At 62.4% G+C, this 17616-nt stretch carries 13 protein-coding genes; 9 read left to right on the top strand and 4 right to left on the bottom strand.

The genetic code is table 11. From position 1 onward, the window contains the following. The 6 genes from PLZ73_11115 to PLZ73_11090 all read left to right on the top strand — a co-directional run. Positions 1–442 (top strand): hypothetical protein (locus tag PLZ73_11115; protein HOO78423.1); only part of this gene is annotated, 442 nt, incomplete at its 5' end. A 46-nt stretch (positions 443–488) separates the two neighbouring features. Then, the gene (locus PLZ73_11110) at positions 489–1157 is read left to right on the top strand and encodes a VCBS repeat-containing protein (protein HOO78422.1); all 669 of its coding nucleotides are present in this window, start codon (positions 489–491) and stop codon (positions 1155–1157) included. A gap of 412 nt (positions 1158–1569) precedes the next feature. Continuing rightward, the gene (locus PLZ73_11105) at positions 1570–3084 is read left to right on the top strand and encodes a right-handed parallel beta-helix repeat-containing protein (GenBank protein HOO78421.1); all 1515 of its coding nucleotides are present in this window, start codon (positions 1570–1572) and stop codon (positions 3082–3084) included. Between the two features lie 244 nt (positions 3085–3328). After that, complete coding sequence (locus tag PLZ73_11100; GenBank protein HOO78420.1) at positions 3329–4462, top strand: hypothetical protein; 1134 nt, start codon at positions 3329–3331, stop codon at positions 4460–4462. A gap of 37 nt (positions 4463–4499) precedes the next feature. Further along, positions 4500–5444: a cation diffusion facilitator family transporter gene (locus PLZ73_11095; GenBank protein HOO78419.1), complete on the top strand. Its 945-nt coding sequence runs from the start codon at positions 4500–4502 to the stop codon at positions 5442–5444. 49 nt (positions 5445–5493) lie between these two features. Continuing rightward, positions 5494–6324, top strand: coding sequence for a formyltransferase family protein (locus PLZ73_11090; GenBank protein ID HOO78418.1), 831 nt, complete (start codon positions 5494–5496; stop codon positions 6322–6324). A 49-nt stretch (positions 6325–6373) separates the two neighbouring features. On the opposite strand, the gene PLZ73_11085 is transcribed toward PLZ73_11090, so the two are convergent. The 4 genes from PLZ73_11085 to PLZ73_11070 form a co-directional block, all read right to left on the bottom strand. Continuing rightward, positions 6374–7759: an aminotransferase class V-fold PLP-dependent enzyme gene (locus PLZ73_11085; GenBank protein ID HOO78417.1), complete on the bottom strand. Its 1386-nt coding sequence runs from the start codon at positions 7757–7759 to the stop codon at positions 6374–6376. 131 nt (positions 7760–7890) lie between these two features. Next, positions 7891–9408, bottom strand: coding sequence for a peptide MFS transporter (locus PLZ73_11080; GenBank protein ID HOO78416.1), 1518 nt, complete (start codon positions 9406–9408; stop codon positions 7891–7893). A gap of 163 nt (positions 9409–9571) precedes the next feature. Next, positions 9572–12226, bottom strand: coding sequence for a C25 family cysteine peptidase (locus PLZ73_11075; protein ID HOO78415.1), 2655 nt, complete (start codon positions 12224–12226; stop codon positions 9572–9574). Positions 12227–12572: 346 nt separating this feature from the next. After that, positions 12573–12902 carry a DUF4234 domain-containing protein gene (locus PLZ73_11070; GenBank protein ID HOO78414.1) on the bottom strand — a complete coding sequence of 110 codons (330 nt, stop codon included), beginning with the start codon at positions 12900–12902 and terminating at the stop codon, positions 12573–12575. A gap of 372 nt (positions 12903–13274) precedes the next feature. Here PLZ73_11070 and PLZ73_11065 point away from each other — a divergent pair, with 372 nt between their 5' ends. From PLZ73_11065 to PLZ73_11055, 3 genes are all read left to right on the top strand, one after another. Further along, positions 13275–14507 carry a VCBS repeat-containing protein gene (locus PLZ73_11065; protein ID HOO78413.1) on the top strand — a complete coding sequence of 411 codons (1233 nt, stop codon included), beginning with the start codon at positions 13275–13277 and terminating at the stop codon, positions 14505–14507. A 411-nt stretch (positions 14508–14918) separates the two neighbouring features. Further along, a complete protein-coding gene (locus PLZ73_11060; GenBank protein HOO78412.1) occupies positions 14919–16496 on the top strand; it encodes an MFS transporter in 1578 nt (525 codons plus the stop codon). Continuing rightward, positions 16493–17353: a hypothetical protein gene (locus PLZ73_11055; protein ID HOO78411.1), complete on the top strand. Its 861-nt coding sequence runs from the start codon at positions 16493–16495 to the stop codon at positions 17351–17353. Before PLZ73_11060 ends, PLZ73_11055 begins: the two co-directional genes overlap by 4 nt. The last annotated feature ends 263 nt before the right edge of the window (positions 17354–17616 follow it).

The raw sequence follows: 17616 nt of genomic DNA, 5'->3' as shown, positions 1-17616 counted from the left end.
CTCCCACGACAACACCTTCCGTCACCCCGACGCCGTCCCCGTCGGCCACACCTACGCCCTCGACCACACCGTCTCCTTCGACCTCGCCGACCCCGTCGGCCACGCCTACCCCTTCTCCCACGACAACACCTTCCGTCACCCCGACGCCGTCCCCGTCGGCCACACCTACCCCCTCGACCACGGCCACGCCTTCCATCACCCCGACGCCATCCGTTACCCCGTCTCCTTCGACCTCGCCGACACCTTCGCTCACCCCGAGCCCGTCGGCGACGCCCACGCCCACCCCGACCCCGTCGGCCACGACCACGCCCTCGGCCACCCCCACGCCGGTCAGCCCCACGCCGACACCGGAGCCCAGCACCACCCCCAGCCCGACTGCGACTCCCACCTGCGGCCCGACGCTGCCACCATGGAAAACCGTCATCGATTCCGGCGACTATGACGGGGACGGGACCGACGACGTCGCCGTATTCAGGGCCTCCCGGGGGTTGTGGGCGATCCGGGGCCTGACGGCGGCGTACTACGGGAACTCCGCCGACCAGGCCGTTCCCGGCGATTACGACGGCGACGGGACAACCGACATCGCCGTCTTCCGTTCCGATTCCGGGCAATGGTTCGTCCGCGGCCTCACCCGGCTGCATTACGGGATGAGCGGCGATATCCCGGTTCCGAGCGATTACACCGGGACCGGCATCTCGGAGATCGCCGTCTTCCGGAGTTCCAGCGGCGGCTGGTACGTCCGCGACCTCACCCAGTTCTCCTACGGCCGGAGCGGAGACTGGCCGGCGCCCGCCGATTACGACGGCGGCGGGGCGAGCATGTTCGCGGTTTACCGGCCGAGCGACGGGCGCTGGGCGGTGTATGGGTGCACCCGTTTCTACTTCGGCGACCCGACCGACTGGCCGGTCCCGATGGACTACGCGGGGGACGGGACCTGCACCGCGGCCATATTCCGGCCGTGCCGGGGGATGTGGGCGGTGCGGGGGATCACGCGGCACTACCTCGGAACCTGCACCGACTGGCCCCGGCCGGCAGATTACGACGGCGACGGCCGCGACGACCCGGCGATCTTCCGCGACTCCTCCAGCCTCTGGATCGTGGAAGGGCTCTCCCGGCTGTACTTCGGGACGACCGGAGATATCCCGGTCACGAGATAGCGCGAGAAGCTGAGCGCACGGCGTTGAGTAGGCAGCGAGGGGCGGCCTCCGGGTAAGCCCGGATTCCCCATAGAGCCGGGCGACGTGGACCCGGGCTTCGCTTCTGGAAGGGATCCCGCCTCCCGAGATGCCTGGACCCGGCAACGTTCGTTATTTGGTGGGGATCATCGACAGCCGGCCTTTTCCCCACACCCTTGCTCAATACGTTCCGATGTTTTTCCGTGAAACACATCACCTCATGTTGCATTTCGCCTCTCCGGTAGTATTTCTCGGCTAGGTGGCGGCATCGGAAATATCTCTAATTCTCTGTTAGCCGGGGGATTATGCGTATAACGATATTTCGGCGCATACTGGCATAGTTTCTGCTCATACCATTCCGGTATTAGATCGAAACGTCACAGAGGAGGAAGCTATGAGAGTACCGACATGCTTAACGGGACTTATCGCTGTTCTGACAGCGATCCGTCTCGCTGCGGCGGCGGAAATCATCGTCGATGGTGCCGGGAGCGGAGACTACTCCACTATCCAGGCAGGCATCAGTGCCGCCAGCGACGGAGACACGATCCTTGTTTATCCGGGAACTTACTACGAAACCATCGATTTCGCGGGAAAAGACATAACTTTGATGGGCGACGAAACTAACCCCGAACTCGTCATCATCGACGGCGGCGGGAGCGGACCGGTCATAACCTTCGATACCGCCACCGCGACGGCTTCCATGATCAGCGGTTTTACCATTCAGGCCGGGTCCGCCGATATGGGCGCGGGGATCTACGGCGAGGGTTCCGGGTTGACCATATCCAATAATATCATAACGGATAATGCAGCGGTCACCGACGGCGGGGGGATTTATTGCGATCTGACGGACTCGACCGTCAGCGGCAACGTGATTACGGGAAATGAGGCCGGCGATCAAGGCGGCGGGTTATATTCCGAATCGGCGACGTTGTCTATTTCCGATAATCGGATTATTAATAATCGGGCGAATTGGGGAGGCGGGATATATTCCAAACAGGGAGGCGACTCCATTATTGACAATCTCATAACTAATAATTTCGTCGCTTATGCCGGCGGAGGTATTTGTTATAATTACTACCTCCCGATAATTGCTAATAATAGAATAAGTTCGAACAGGGCCTTATACGGTGGCGGGATTATCGGTTTTAATTGCGCGGATACCTTGATCACCAATAACGAAATAACAAACAATAGGGCTTCTGATTTTGGCGGGGGCATCTGTTGTTATTGCGGCGATGCCTTGATTCTGAACAATCGGATCATGGGAAATACGGCAGAAGGCCACTACGGCGGGGGGATCGACTGTGATTCCTCGGACGCGATAATCGTCGGCAATGTCATAGCTCAGAACAGTGCGCGGAGACAAGGCGGGGGGATTTCTTGCGTGAATGTTTCCGACCCGACGGTTATCAATAACACGATCGCCTATAACAGCGCCGCCAGCGGAGGCGGGATCAGTTGTAGCATGTGGTCGAATCCAATATTCGCCAATGATATTATCTGGGGCAACTCCGCCACCGTAAGCGGCGATCAAGTTCGTCTCGAAGACGATAATTGCGATCCATATTTCGATTATTGCGATGTAGAAGGTGGTTATGCCGCTTTCGCCCTCGGGGTGGGCGTAACTTATAATTATGGAAGTTGCTGGGGAACCGGCAATATAAATTCCAACCCTAATTTCAGTGGACGCAGGACCCACCCATACGCCCTGCTTTCGACATCTCCCTGCATCGATACCGGGGATACTTCGGAGATCGCGCATATGACGTCGATTTCCGTTTTTACTCACGAAATAATCTGGAGTTTCACCTATTCTCCCTACGATGCCGGGAATTCCGACCGGCTGGCGGACGGCGACAGCGATGGAACGGAGGCGGTGGATATGGGAGCTTACGAATTCATGCGGTAGGTTTTGTAGCCGGTCACCCCATGCTCATTGAGCCGGACCGAATCCCGGGATTTCGGTCCGGCTCATAAACCATAAGGGCCGACCCGATGGCACCGAGCGTTCCGGGTACTACGCCAGCGCCCGGGGCGGATTTTCAGAGGAATATTCGGAACGTTCGACGCTCGAAGTCGACCGCAGGGAGCCGGAGGAGAACGCTTTGAATCGAGATGCTTCGCGGCGCCATCCCACGTATAATCTCGTTGCCATGATCAAGCACGTTATCCTCTGGTCGACGTTCGCCCTCTGGCTCGTCGGGCTGCCCCTGGCCGGGACCTGGCTGGCCGGCAAACCGGTCCGCCCCTATCTGCATATCCCCCCCGATACCATCTGGGGGAAGTACCCCGTCGCCCACCCGCCCTTTTCCTGGGCCTGGTTCGTCTTTTACGCCGCCGTCATTCTTCTCGCCATCGGCCCGCTGGTCTTCCGTTTCCTGACCTGGCGGGGAGAACCCTCGGAAAACGCACGGAAGCCCCCGTGCCGTTTCCCCTGGTGGGGCTGGACGGGAATCGTCCTCTTGATCTTCGGGTGGTACGCGGAGTGGGCCCGTACCAACTGGATCCGGATCGACCATCCCCCCGCTTTCGGGCCGCTCTGGATCGGGTTTATTCTGGTCGTGAACGCCCTCTGCTGCGTCCGTTCCGGAAGCTGCCTGATGCTCGACCGCCCGAAACGGTTTCTCCTCCTTTTCCCGCTCGGCGCCGGGTTCTGGTGGTTTTTCGAGTACCTCAACCGCTACGTCCAGAATTGGCAGTATATCCACGTCCGGATGACCCCGGCGAAATACTTCGTCCTCGCCACCGTCGCCTTCTCGACCGTCCTCCCCGGCGTCCTTTCCGTCTGCCACCTGCTGCGGACCTTTCCCCGTTTCGAAGCTCCTTTCAAGCAGTTCCGCCCGATCCGGCCGAAACGCCCCCGGGTGTGGGCGTTCACCGCCCTGGTCGTGACGGGAGGAACCTACGCCCTGCTCGGCGTCTTTCCCAACCAGCTCTGCGCCCTCCTCTGGGTATCCCCGGTGGTCAGCATGGCGGCCATCCAGTCCCTCCTCGGGCAACGCCAGGTCTTCTCGGATGTAGCCCGGGGGGATTGGCGGCTGGTGGTTTCGGCGGCCGCCGGGGCGCTCCTCTGCGGTCTTTTCTGGGAGATGTGGAACTCCTACAGTTACGCCAAGTGGGTTTACGAGATCCCCTATATCTACCGGTTCAAGTACTTCGAGATGCCGGCCCTGGGGCTGGCCGGCTACCTCCCGTTCGGGCTCGAGTGCATGGCGCTGGGCCTGTTGATCTTCAAACCCGACTACCTGGACCCGGCCCTGCAAGGAGAAACATGCCCGGCGCCGTAACCGTCGAAGACGGGTACGGGCTTCGAGGAAGCGGAACATGACGTCTTCGCCGCAGGAAAAATATATGATGCGGGCCGTGAGGGCGAGCCTGGCCGGGAACATCGTCCTGTTCGCGATCAAGCTCACGGCCCTGCTCCTGGTGGATTCGCTGGCCATCGCCGTGGACCTGGGGATAACCTGCGTCGGCCTGGTGGTCTCGATCATCCTCTATTACTCGATCAGGCTCTCGAACCGTCCCGAGGATCTGTTCCATAATTACGGCTACAGCAAGATCGAGCACGTCTGCGAGGCGATGGAAGGGGTGATTCTGATCGGGATCGCCCTGGCCATGTCGTTCCAGGCGATACTCAACCTCTTTCACCCCACCCACATCACCTTCCCCTGGATCGGGCTGGGATCCAGCGTCGTCAACTTTTCCATCAATTTCCTGGGCGCCTACTACATCTTCAGGATGGCCCGGAAAAGCGGATCCCCGGCCATCCACGCCGAAGGGGTCCACTACCGGTTGGAGGGGTTCATCTCGATGACCGTCGCGGCCTCCTTCCTCGTATCCATTATCCTGCGCGCGGTGGGAATATCGACGGTGGAGCTCTATGTCGATCCGGCCGCCACCCTGCTGGTCAGCCTCATCATCGCCGTTCCTTCCTTCGCGATGGCCAAAGGGGCGTTTTTCAAGCTCCTGGACGCCACCATCGAAGAGGGCAGCAAGCTGGAACTGCTCAAGTGGCTGGCCCGGCACAGCGACAAGTACTGCGACTTCGGGGGACTGAAGAGCCGGGTTTCGGGGCGGATGAAGTTCATCGAATTCGAACTCGTCCTCCCCGAGGACCTCAATTTCAAGAAGGGGTACGAGCTGGTTTCCGCGCTGGAAACCGATATGCTCTCCAGCATTCCGGGAAGCATCGTCAACATCAAGATGCGGCCCTGCGACAAGGACTGCGAATTCATGAAGAAAGGCGGACAGTGCCCTTATCTGATTTAACCCCCGCGGTCGTCCCCCCTCGGGCTCGAAAACGGGAAGCCGGCCCTTCTTGTCCGAGAACACCCCCATCCCCGGGGGCGCCGGTAGAGCCATGGCCGGGAAAATAATCATCCTGACCACCGCAACCGAGCGGTTCCAGATCTATTACGTCAACCGGCTGATGCGGGAACTTCCCGAATGGAGATTCCGGGTCGTCACCGAGGATCCGGTGGATTTTTCCGGTTTCGCCGCCGGCGAAAAGAAACTGAAAACGCTCTGGCGGAAAAAGGATTTCAAGGGGTTGATCGGATATTTCCCCTACGCCAAAGTGGATGTCTTCCGGAAACAACGGGAAGCATACGAAGCGGAACTGTTCGAGGGAGCCGAGAGCTTTGCCGCCGAAACGCGGCACGTCGACAACCACAACCACGGCCTGCCCCTCATCGAGGAATTCGGACCCGACCTGATCATTCTCTTCGGGGCGCGCCCCCTCACCGGGAAATTCCTGGAGCGGGTCCCCTGCCCGGTCATAAACCACCATGGGGCCATCCTCCCTTTTTTCAGGGGGCTGGACCCCGAATACTGGCTGCCTTTTTATAAAAAGTTCGAATACCTGGGCTGTTCGATCCATTACGTGACCGCCCACCTGGACGAAGGGAGAATTCTTCTTACCCGGAGACTCGCCCCGGAACCCGGCGCGCGGGTTTTTCAGCTCCGGGGGATGAGAACCAGGCTACACGTCGAAATGATCGTCGACCTGCTGAAAAGCTGGGACCGGTCCCGGAATGATTACCGGGCCAACGATCCGAAGGTCGGGATCTATCGGAGTTTCGCTCCCTGGTGGGTTCAGATCATCGCCGCCTATCATTTCAGAAACTGGACCGCCGGAACAGGGGGATAGCCCAAATAGCTCGCCCTCATCCGCCCACGCCGACCGCGGCCGGCGAAACTCAACCCTGCATTGTTTCGACCATCGCCCGGCAGTCGTCGACGAACCTATCCAGATCGGCCCGATCGCACCAGGCCGGCGTACCGAACCGGAACGGGATATCGCTCGGGTCCGGCCGGCCGGTTTTCGGATCGCGGTTCGGGATACAGCCCTCGAAAAACGCCTTCGCGTCCGGATCGGGCGGACGGGTCAGGCCGGTGCTTCCCAGGCCGCCGCAGCCGATGTGGTAGCCGCAATCCCGGAAGATGCGCGCCTGGAACTCGGAGGCCACCTTCATGTTCCGGCGGTCGTTCCCGTCCGGGAAAGGATTGAAAGCGACGATCCCCGACTTCAGCTCCGGGTCCCGGCAGGGCTGCAGGAGAGCCCGCTCTCCGAAAACCTCGATAAGTTTTCCCCGGGCGTAGTCGGCCAGGGCTAGGATGTAGTTCTGAATGCGTTCCCTGCCCACGCCGTCCCAGACCTCGCAGGACTGCCCCAGGGCCCGCCAGTCGGCCGATTCCGGGAAACCGTAGAAACTCAGGGCCGCGCCCACGTCGAAACCCGGCGGACGGGAGCCGTCGACGGGCGCGTCGAGACTGCCGGAGCGAACGAGATGGAAGCGGGGCAGCGGGGTGGAATTTTCCGGCCAGAGCGCGTTGCGGACATAGAGAATGCCGGTCCCTCCGGGCCCGCACTGCCACTTGTGCCCGGAAAGCGCCCAAAAGTCGATCCCGGTTTCGTCGAGGCGCGGATCGAACATGCCGCCGTAGTGGGCCCCGTCGACGATGGTGATCGCCCCGTTTTCCTGGGCCAGCCGGGCGATCCGGCGGAAGGGTAGAGCTATCCCGTTGGGCTGGGTCGGGCAGGAGAAGAAGATCGCCCGGGTTCGGCCGGGCCTGAGGGAACGCCGGACGGAAGCGACGACCTCTTCCGCCTCCGTGTCGGGGCGCGATGGGACTCCGAACTGCCGGACGCCCAGGCCGAACCGTGCCGCCACCCGCCGCACCGTCGCCACGCAGTTCGGGTACTCCAGGGTCGAGCAGAGCAGCTCGTCCCCCTCCCGCCAGTCGATTCCGCTCAGGATCTGGCTGACGGCATCGGTGGTATTGCGGGCGATGGCGACTTCATCCACCCGGGCCCCGTAGCCCCGGGCGATTTTCCCGCGGGTGACCGCGGGGTCTTCGAGATAGACGGGATAAGGGTCCCGGGCGATCCGATCCAGGCCTTCCTTGAAACGGGCCAGCACCGCTTTCGGCATCGAGCCTTTCTGGCTGGCGACAAGATATTTATGTTCACGGGCGAGGGCGAAACGGCCGCCGAATTCGGCGAAAAACGGTTCTTCCCTCTCCAACAGGGTTTCCCCTCCGGCGGGCGCCCCGGGAACATTGCCTCGATCGGATGTATTCATCAGAACCTCCTCGGAAACTCTCTCTAGTGCCTCTGCCGATGGTACGCACCGACTGCCGAACCGTGCCGCCTTCTCGAGCGGAACAAGCGCCGCCGCGCCGGCGAACGCCACCGGGGCGGCGGCGGACGGCTTCACTTCTCCCGCTTCGCCCCCTCGATCAGGCCCTTCAGGATCGGGGCGAAAAAGAGGAAAACGACCCCCACCCCGACCGCGATCCAACCGATGATTCCGAAAACGTGGGAAAAGGGGCGATCGGTCAACAGGGGGTTGTTGGTCCCCGAGGGAAGGGCCGTCCAATCGGAGACGAATCCGGCCAGCGCGTTCGCCAGCGCGGTGGCGAAAAACCACACCCCCATCATCATCCCCACCAGCTTTTTAGGAGACAGCCCGGTTATCATGGAAAGCCCCACCGGCGAGATGAAAAGCTCTCCCAGCGTCTGCAGAAAATAGCTCGCAACCACCCACCAGAGGCTGGTTTTCCCGGCCGCGCCGGCGCCGGCGACGGCCAGGGGAAGGATAACGAACCCCAGCCCCATGAAGATCGTTCCCAGGGCGAACTTGGCGGGGATGGAAGGGTTCCAGCCCCGCCGCTCCAGGCGCAGCCATAACCGGGAAATGAAGGGAACCAGGAGAATGACGAAGAAGGGATTGACGGACTGAAACATGACCGTGGGGATGGTCCAGCCTCCCACCTCTCTTCCCACGTTGAATTCGGTGAAGATGGTCAGCGACATCGCACCCTGCTGGTACAGCGCCCAGAAGACGATCGAGAAGAGAATCAGGATATGAACGGCGATCAGGCGCTCCCTGCGCCTGTCCCGGTACGAGAAGGACCGGCTGAAGGAATAGGCCAGGAACAGCCCCCCGACGACGAAAAGGAGAACATTGGTCAGGGCCGTATCCCGGAGCAGTTCCGCGAACAGGTAGACCGCGGCCGGAGTCCCCACGCCGATGAGCAGATAGTTCCCCAAACGCTCCGCCCGCGTGCGGACGGTATCGGGCGGCGCTCCCAACTCCGGGCGTTTTCTCAGGCCGAAAAAAAAGATCGCCGTCCCGACCAGTACGCCGGAAGCGGCCACCAGAAACGCGGGATGCCACCCGAAACGGATGATTATCCATCCGGTAACAAGGGGCGGGATGACCGATCCGATATTGATGCCGGCGTAGAAGATGGTGAACCCCCCGTCGCGGCGGGGATCGTTTTTCCCGTACAACTGACCGACCACTCCGGAGACGTTCGGTTTGAAAAAGCCGTTCCCGACGATTATCGTTCCCAGGGCCAGGCGAAAGAGCATTCCCCTCCCGGGGATGCCGAGCAAACCGTACCCGACCGCCAGCAGAACTCCGCCCACCAGCACCGACCGTCTGAACCCGAGGAACCGGTCGGCCACCCAGCCGCCGAAGAGAGGCGTCAGGAAAAGCAGGGCCGCGAAAGCGGCGAACATGGCGTACGCCGCGGTATCGGAAAAGAGGAAGACCTTGGTCATATAAAGGACCAGGATCCCCCGCATGGTATAAAAACCGTACCTCTCCCACATCTCGGTCAGGAAGAGGACCAGGAGCTGGCGGGGCTGCCGGTCCGGCCGGGAATCGTTTCGAGGCGCATCCTCCGGGGGATTTTCGGAGATGGTTGGCCGGGACGGATTCATATTCGACACTAGGTCAGGAGGAACCAAAACGACTCATGTACTAACGGATTCGCGAGCATTGCGTTTATCGTATTATTTTACTACGGGTTGCCCGGTTTCTCAAGAAGGACCCGGCCGGTCGGGGCCCGGGGAGCCGTCCCCGTTCCGCGACGGCGCGAGGAGCTTACCGGAGAGCCGGGTCGATCCGGTCGGCGAGGAGGGCGGAGTAGTCGACGGTGTCGATCGGGTCGAGGCAGTCCGGCGAGGGGCCCCGCCAAGTGGGAACGGCGGTCGGGCCGCCGCTCCCGCCCGGGAAGGACGGGTCGAGGTTTAACTCGCCGTCGACCCCGGCCGCTTCGGACGCCGTCGGATCGAGGGTGTGGTAATAGTATTCGCGGTAGGCGCTCAGGCAGTAGACGGAGGAGTAGCCGATCGCGATCCGCGCCGGATCCTCGGGGACGATGATTTCGCAGGCGCCGGACCCGCCGGTGGCCTGCCGGTAATAGGTCCCGCTGTCGGTCTGGATGGTGACGACACCGTCGGGATAGTCGGAGGAAAGGGAGATCTCGAAGTCGGCAACGACGCTTCCCCCGGAAACCGTATAGCGGTTCTTGATCACCTGGAGCCGGGGCGCGTCGTCACGGCGGCGGGTATAGACCGGGATCAGGCCGTCGCCGAGGATGTCGGCCGACTTGGCTGTATATTCCTGCCCGTCCACGAACTTGCCCGCCGAGAGCCACCAGGGATCGTCGAGATCCATCAGTGCGTTGATTCCGCTCCTCAGTGCGTCGCTCAGGCGCAGGTCTCCCAGATAGGGGTTGTCGGCGGCGAGGAAGTGCCGGGCAGCCAGCGCAGCGAGAATCTCGTCGATGAGCTGACAGCCGCCGTAGACGCTCATCCCGTAGGAACTGTTGCCGAGATAGGCGACCGCGCCCCCGGTGAGCGACCGGATGAGGGCGGAACCGGCGCAGTCTTCGCCGGAGTTGAGCCGCCCCGCCCGGCAGGCCCCGGTGATCATGATCGGGTAGGGCGCGGAGTTCTCCAACTCGTAGGCCATTTCGTCGGTGAAATCGTAGGTGGAACTGCCGGAGTCGTCGGCGGTCAGAAACTTGATATTGCCGTGTCCCATGTGGACGACGAGGTTGTAGTTGTCCTCGAGGCGCTCCTTCTCCCGGGCGAGGGTGAGGGCGGCGTCGGCGGTGTCCCGTGTCTGGTAAAGCTTGTACACGGACACCCCCCCGGGGAGGTTGTCCTCGGTGTAGTTGTCGAGCCACCAGGCGGAGTCGATCGCGCCCAGGACCGCCACCTCCGCGGCGACGTTGGAAAGAAAGAGAACGTCGTTGACCCGGTTCTGATCGAAGTCGGTCATATGGCTGACGACTTTCTCGATGTAATGCCAGAGTTCGATCCGGGAGCGGGAGGTGTCGAGGGGGAACGGGAGGCGGGAGACGGAGAGGGTGGCGTCGTAGTCGGTGGGGGCATCGCGCAGATTGTCGTTATGGACGCCGTTGCCGTTGCTGTCCCATTCGCCGAGGTCGGAGTAGAAAAAGTCGCTGTAAAAGCTGTCGGTGACGACGCCGGTTTCATCGTCGTCGGCGCCCGATTTCAGGTCGATCTCGTTGCGGTCGTAGACCTGGAAGGCGGGAACGAAGGAGCCGGCGTTGTCGTCGTTCTTGGAGGCCTCGCCTCCCAGGAGGACTAAGCGGGTCGTTCCCCCGGAATCCCGGTAGCGCCGGGCCAGGTACTCCTTGATATCCTGGGCGAGGCCGGCGGTATCGGCGGCGGAAAAATGGGAGCAGATATCGTCCCCGAACACCACCTCGGTATCGAGGCCGGTCACGGTGTGCAGACGGCCGAGCTTCCGGTAGTAATCGGCGGAACCGGTCCGGGTTACGATCAGGGCCTCCGGTTCGGAGATATCGAGGGGATCGGTGTAATCGATGCCGCCGCTGACGTTCCAGACGGGGGCATCCGGCAGCTGGCAGCATTCATACACATAATCGCGCTGATCCAGGGAGACCGGATAACCGGCGGACCACCGGCCGGTCTGCTGGTCGTAGACATAGAGGGCGAGGTCTTCGTGACTGGAAATGAAGTACCCGTCTTCGACCAGGGAAAACATCGCCCTAATTTCGCCGGCGGTGCTGGAGATGACCGTCCCGATTTCGTAATCGAAGGAGTCGGTCCCTTCGTTCCAGCGCATTTCCACTTTGGGAGTTCCGTCGACCGGAGATACATCGCTCAAAGTGACGGTGACGGCCTCCAGGGGCATAACGGCGCCGTGGCGAACGCCCCCCCCCGAAGCATAAAAGACATCGGTAACGACCGGCGGGACGAGGACCGGGTTTATCTCCCCGCGACCGTCGTCGTAGGCCACCCGGTAGAAGGAAGTGTAACCGAACGGGCCGTCGACGGCCAGGTAGAACGGCTGCCGCTCCATCAGCGCCGTAAGAACCCAGGAACCGAACTCGACCCCGATCCGGGTGCCGGCGGCGGTGTACCCGAGAGACCGGGCTTGCTGATAGCGGCCGTGGTCGTCGCCGTTATACAGGCGGACGCCGCGCGCCGCTCCTCCCGAGACCAGGTTGGTTCCGAAAATGTTGATCGTGACGCCCGGCATGACGGTGTCGTTGACGTCGCCGGCCGGGTCCTCGCAGACAACGGAGGTGATGCGGGGCAGGGACATGTCCTGGACGAGTTCGTCGTCGCGTGGGGCGGCGGACGAAGCGCCGGAAGCGGCTGCGGCCGAGGACGCCGAGGCGGCGGACGCTTCGAAACCGGTGCCCGGATACAGTACCAGCCCGCACACGATTGAAAGCGGCATGAATCCGAATTTCATCCTCATCTCCTTTTCTCGAATAACGGGGTCATGACTCTCCTTGATAGAGCAAGCGGTGTGCCAGGATCGGGTGGAAAGGAGGCCCGGCAATGCAACTTTCTGCCCGGCAATGCAGTAAGGACACCCCCCTGAAGGGCCCTATTGCGGACGATCAGCGAACATGCAGCGAATCGCGCCGGGGTGGTTGCAGCCTGCGACAAGGCTCGCGGGGAAAAGTTGGCCGCGCAGGTGACGCGAGATGCCGACGGCCGCGGTAAAGATACCGGTACTGGCCCCTTCACGGGCCGCTGGCGGCGGCTTGAGCGGGCGCCGGAACGAGGGAGGCACGGAGGGGACGAAGCCGGCCTTACGCCGCGGGCGCGGCGATCTTGTTCAACTCCGACTGAACGATGGCGGGCATGATGATTCCGACGAAGAGATAGAGAAAAAACCAGAGGATGGTGTTGTCGTCTTTTTTGACCTGTTCGGAAAAGCCCTCGCAGTACTTATAGGCCCAGTAGATGTTGGCGATGGGGATGATCAGCAGCCAGGCGGTGGGGATTTTTGCCCCCAGGCTGTTGATGTCCCCCTTGGTGGAGACCACCCAGTAAATGAAATAGATCCCGAAGGTGACGAATCCCAAAATATAGATCAGGACGATATTCCGGTGTCTGATGACCCGGTTCGACGCTTCCATCGTTTCCTCCCGGTTCGAGTTCGGCCCAAGGATCATCGGCGGCAAACCGCCTTCGGGTACAAAGCATAGGTTATGGGCCGGAGGAAACAAAGCCCGAATTACCGCCCCGAAGCGGAAACGGAGCAATCGGATCGCCGGAATCCGCCGGGGGCTCCCCACGGGTGCTCCCTCGGTTTCATTAAAAATATCTGACCGAAACCTGCTTCCGGTGTAAAATCCTTATGAGGCAGGTTATTGCATCCCGCGGGGAAAATGCGCGGGAACGGGCTTGCTCGAAGAGGGAATGGAAATGCGGGCGGGGGGCCGGCGTTTCCCGACCGTACTTTTTTCGATCGATATCTCACTTAAACTATAACCAAGGGAGGTGCGCGGATGAAGGGATGGGCGGTTCTTTCGATGGCGGTACCGGGACTGTTTCTGAGCCTGGCGGCGGCGGCGGCCGATTTCAACGGGGACGGGACCGACGACGTCAGTGTTTTCCGGCCTGAAAACGGCCTGTGGGCGATACGGAACTACACCCGGGTCTACTTCGGGACTGCGGGCGATGCCCCCGCCCCCGGCGACTACAACGGCGACCACCGGGACGATATCGCCGTGTTCCGCTCCAGCAGCGGGCTCTGGGCGGCGCGGAATCTGACCCGGGTTTACTACGGTTCGTCCAGCGACCTCCCCCTCGGCGGAGGAAGCGGCCCCTGGCTCCGGAACGGAACCGGGATTTACTACGACTCGGGCGGCGTGGGGATCGGGACCGGAAACCCGCAGTACAAACTGCACCTCCACCAGAACTCGTCCAGCTATTCCTACGCCACCTTTACCAACCAGAGCACGGGGTCCGGGCACCTCGACGGCGTCCTGGTCGGGCTCGACGCCACCGAAGACTTCAGGATTCACAGTTACGAAAGCAACAACGTCAAAGTCTACATCGACGACGACGAAAAGATGCGGATACAGGATAACGGCAGGGTCGGCATCGGCACGTCGAGCCCGGGCGCCATGCTCCACGTTGTCGGCAGCAACAACGACGTGGGGCTGGTCCTCCGGGCCGGGCACAACGGGAGCGAACCGTTCAACGACATCGCGACGTTCTACAACGCCGACGGGACCCTGGCCTTCTGGTTCGCCGCCCAGGGAGCCGCCGGGGCCAACGACAGCTGGACGACGTTTTCCCCCTATATCTCCATGCACTTCATCCCGGAAGGGTGCCGGACGGAGGACTACAACGTCGGCGATGTCGTCGCCGTGGTCGACAAGCTGGCGGTGAAAACCGGCGGGGCGTTCGACGTGGCGGTGATCGGCGTCATCTGCCCGGAAGAAGGGTTCATCTCCATCCCCAAGGAACTTAAGCGTGCCATCACCCAGGAAGGCAAAAAGGTGGACGACTTCGGGCTCGTTCCCGTGGCCTACCAGGGTGACGTCCAGGTGAAGGTGAACAACGAGGGGGGAGCCATAAGAAGCGGCGATCTGCTCGTCCCCAGTTCGATCCCGGGGGTGGCGATGAAGGGGATGCCGGAAAACTTCTCCCAGTACGCCTCCGTGATCGGCAAGGCCCGGGAGGATTTTACCGGCGAGTCGGGTCTGATCTCGGTCTCGGTGGGCGTGAAATAGCGGAAAGCGGGGATCGAGCAGCAACCGACGCCCGGGAGAGGCGGCCGTTCCGGCCCCCTCTCTCCCGCGTCGGAATCCGGTCAAGCCCGAGCCGGTTCGGAGGAGACCCGGGTTCCGCCGGATTCGCGGCGGGGAATAACGCCGACGATAAACGTCAATACCCCCCCCGGGAAAGAGAGGTTCCCAAGGAACGGGCCGCCCCTTTCTCAATGCCTGGGAGAGGGGGTGTCGGTTCATCTTTGCAGGATCTTCGACACGTTCGTATCAGTCGGTCTTGTTTCCGGGTACGATGACGGAAGAGGTTAGTCTCCTTCGACCTGATGCCGGGGTTATGGCACCCCCTCCTACGCTCTGCTATAGTTCGAGTCGACGAGGGGTTTGCTTCCAAAACGCCCACCAGGGAATTGAGCGTTGAAGACGGACACGGGGGCATCAAGGAACGAGGCCGACCGAGGCGCGGTCAAGCACCCGTGGCTGCTGTTCCTGGGCGTGGCCACGGCGCCGACGATGATCGGCATCGACATGCTGGCGATCGCCGTCGCCATCCAACCGATGGCCCGGGATCTCCGGGTCGGGATTTCCACCGTGCAGTGGTTCCTGACCGCCTTCGCCCTGGGGAACGCCTGCCTGCTGGTGACCGCGGGACGGTTATCCGACATCTTCGGCCGGAAAAAGACCATCATCGCGGGACTGATCCTGTTCATCTGCAGTTCGCTGGCCATCGCGGTCAGCGGTTCCGCCCGGTTCATCGTTATCTGCCGTTTTATCCAGGGAGCCAGCGGCGGCGTCATGGCCACGACCGGCATCGCGATCCTGATGAGCCTCTACGAGGGCGAGGCGCGCGCCGATTGGATCAGCCGGCTCGTGGGCATGGCCGGTCTCGGCCTCGTGCTCGGCCCGATCGTGGGCGGCGGCCTGGTCCATGTTTTCGGATGGCGGTCCGTTTTCCTGATCAACCCGCCGATCGGTCTGGCCTGTATCGCCCTTACCGTTATCCACCTCCCCTCCCAGGGCGGCCGCGCGGGCCAGAAACTGGACGTCCCGGGAGTGCTGCTGCTGACCGCGGCGCTGCTGCTTCTGACCATGGGCTTGACTCAAGGTCATGCCTGGGGTTGGCAAAGCCCGAAGACGCTGGGGAGTTTTCTCGGCGCGGCGATCCTCCTGGCGGCCCTTCTCCAAGTCGAGGCCCGGCGCGACCAACCGCTGATCGTGATGGCCCTGTTCAGGGTCAGGAACTTTCTGGCCGCCAATGTCGCCGGCTTTATCGCCTATTTCACCTTCATGGCCTCGATCCTGATTTTCGGGATCTACCTGCAGAAGGTCATGGGTTTCAGCCCGGGGAAGGCCGGGCTCTGCTTCGCGCCCATGGGCCTGACGATGGCCGCCGCTTCCATGGCCGCGGGCAAGGCCATCAAGTTCCGCGGGGCCAAACCCCTGATCGTCGCCGGGTTCGCCTGCGGGCTGGCGGGGTTCCTGGGCCTCAGCGGCATGCCCGTTCTCCCCGGCTGGGCTTTCCTGGCGTTTTTCTTCGCGCTCGTCGGACTCGGCTTCGGTCTGGTCAACGCCAGCTCGATCCCGGCCGCCCTCGAATTCATTCCGCCCGAGCAGGCGGGCATCGGATCGGGCAAGGCGCTGATGATCCGCTGGCTGGGAGGCGCCATCGGGAGCGCGGTCATCTCGACGGTTTTCGTCGGAGCCACCTTGGCGTTCCTGGGACGATGGGACGCGGCCCACCCCGTCTTTGCCGATCCGCGGACGGTCAAGGTCCTGCACGACGCCGTGGTCGGAAGCCGGGGCGAATCGGCGGTCGCGGCGCTCTTTACGAGGGCGGACCGGGCGCTGGCCGCGGAGGCCGTCCGCGAAACATCGCGCCAGGGCATGATAACGGCCCTGCGGGTCCTGGCGGCGCTGTCGCTGGCCGCGGGCGCGGCCGCGCAGATCTGGATCGAAAAAAAGAAAAACCGGAACCAGGAGGAGAAGAGAACATGAACATGGCAATGCTGGGCATCATGCTGACGGAAGCCTGCGCGTTGGCGGCGACGCCCGCGCCGGACGGACAGCCGCTCGAACCCTTTCCGTCGTTCCCCGCCACGACGATCGCGTCCGCTCCCGGCGAGCACGTGCTCACGCCCTCGGTAACCTGGCAGAAGACCGCCACCGAGAAGGGACCGGAAAAGGTGACCTTCATCTTCTACAACGCCAAGATGAACGCGCCCGGGGAAACCCGTTCCGACGTGGCCTTCACCTTCGACGGGATCAAGAACATTCCCAACTACATGATCGTACCCATCGCCCCCGGTCAGCGGGCGGCGGCGGGGGACGTCCTCCTCACCTGGTGGCAGTCCGGCTCGGGGATGAAACGGGCCTACGTCACCGACGCCGCCGACCCGGCCGCCCCGGTCGTCCGCTATCTCGACATCGAGTACGACAACCCGGCCAAGAACTCCCGGGGCGTACCCATCGGCCAGATGGAGGAACAGATCAAGCCGGACACCTTCGCCAGACTCACGGCCGACTGGCAACCGGGAACGACCGTGGCCGTGCTCGCCGGAACCCGCTGGCTGAAGGCGACCGTGGTCGCCGTCGCCGGGGACCAGGTCCTGACCGTCGGCTTCGCCGGGAAGATGGCGGTCTACCCTAAGGCCTCCTGCCGCCCCGTCCCCATCGTTCCCGCCGTCGCCGCGGGCGACCGGGTGCAGGTCCCCTACGTCGGTTCCTTCGTCAACGGCACGGTCAAGAGCGTGGACGCGAAAATCGGCCGCGTCTTCGTCGAAATCGACTGGGGAGGGAAGAAAAAAGAGATCGCCGTCCCCTTCGGCGACGTCATGACCGGCCTGGTCATCTGACCTTCCGGAAACGGGTACTGTACCGGGAAAAGGGAACCACGGATTGCACAGATAGGGGAAGGAAAGGGTTCAGGGTTCAGGGTTCAGGGTTCAGGGTTCAGGGTTCGGGGTTCAGGGGCTGAAAATGCCCCATGCTCCATGCCCCCCTCCGAACCCTGAACCCTAAAGGGTCCGTGGCGGAGGGGTTTCTCTCCATGCTCTCTGCTTCCCCCCTCAGGGGTTGGTGACGGGCAGGTCGGTCGAAGTCCCGTAGTAGGCGGAAC

The organism is bacterium (genome assembly GCA_035380285.1).
Lineage (GTDB): Bacteria > Auribacterota > Erginobacteria > Erginobacterales > DAOSXE01 > DAOSXE01.
This window is presented reverse-complemented; position numbering and strand designations above follow the sequence as displayed.

What these genes read in the sequence shown, in the direction of transcription:
- PLZ73_11105 (HOO78421.1), top strand. Translation starts at nt 1,570, where the DNA reads ATGAGAGTACCGACATGCTTAACGGGACTTATCGCTGTTCTGACAGCG.
- PLZ73_11100 (HOO78420.1), top strand. Translation starts at nt 3,329, where the DNA reads ATGATCAAGCACGTTATCCTCTGGTCGACGTTCGCCCTCTGGCTCGTC.
- PLZ73_11095 (HOO78419.1), top strand. Translation starts at nt 4,500, where the DNA reads ATGACGTCTTCGCCGCAGGAAAAATATATGATGCGGGCCGTGAGGGCG.
- PLZ73_11085 (HOO78417.1), bottom strand. Translation starts at nt 7,759, where the DNA reads ATGAATACATCCGATCGAGGCAATGTTCCCGGGGCGCCCGCCGGAGGG.
- PLZ73_11080 (HOO78416.1), bottom strand. Translation starts at nt 9,408, where the DNA reads ATGAATCCGTCCCGGCCAACCATCTCCGAAAATCCCCCGGAGGATGCG.
- PLZ73_11075 (HOO78415.1), bottom strand. Translation starts at nt 12,226, where the DNA reads ATGAAATTCGGATTCATGCCGCTTTCAATCGTGTGCGGGCTGGTACTG.
- PLZ73_11070 (HOO78414.1), bottom strand. Translation starts at nt 12,902, where the DNA reads ATGGAAGCGTCGAACCGGGTCATCAGACACCGGAATATCGTCCTGATC.
- PLZ73_11065 (HOO78413.1), top strand. Translation starts at nt 13,275, where the DNA reads ATGAAGGGATGGGCGGTTCTTTCGATGGCGGTACCGGGACTGTTTCTG.
- PLZ73_11055 (HOO78411.1), top strand. Translation starts at nt 16,493, where the DNA reads ATGAACATGGCAATGCTGGGCATCATGCTGACGGAAGCCTGCGCGTTG.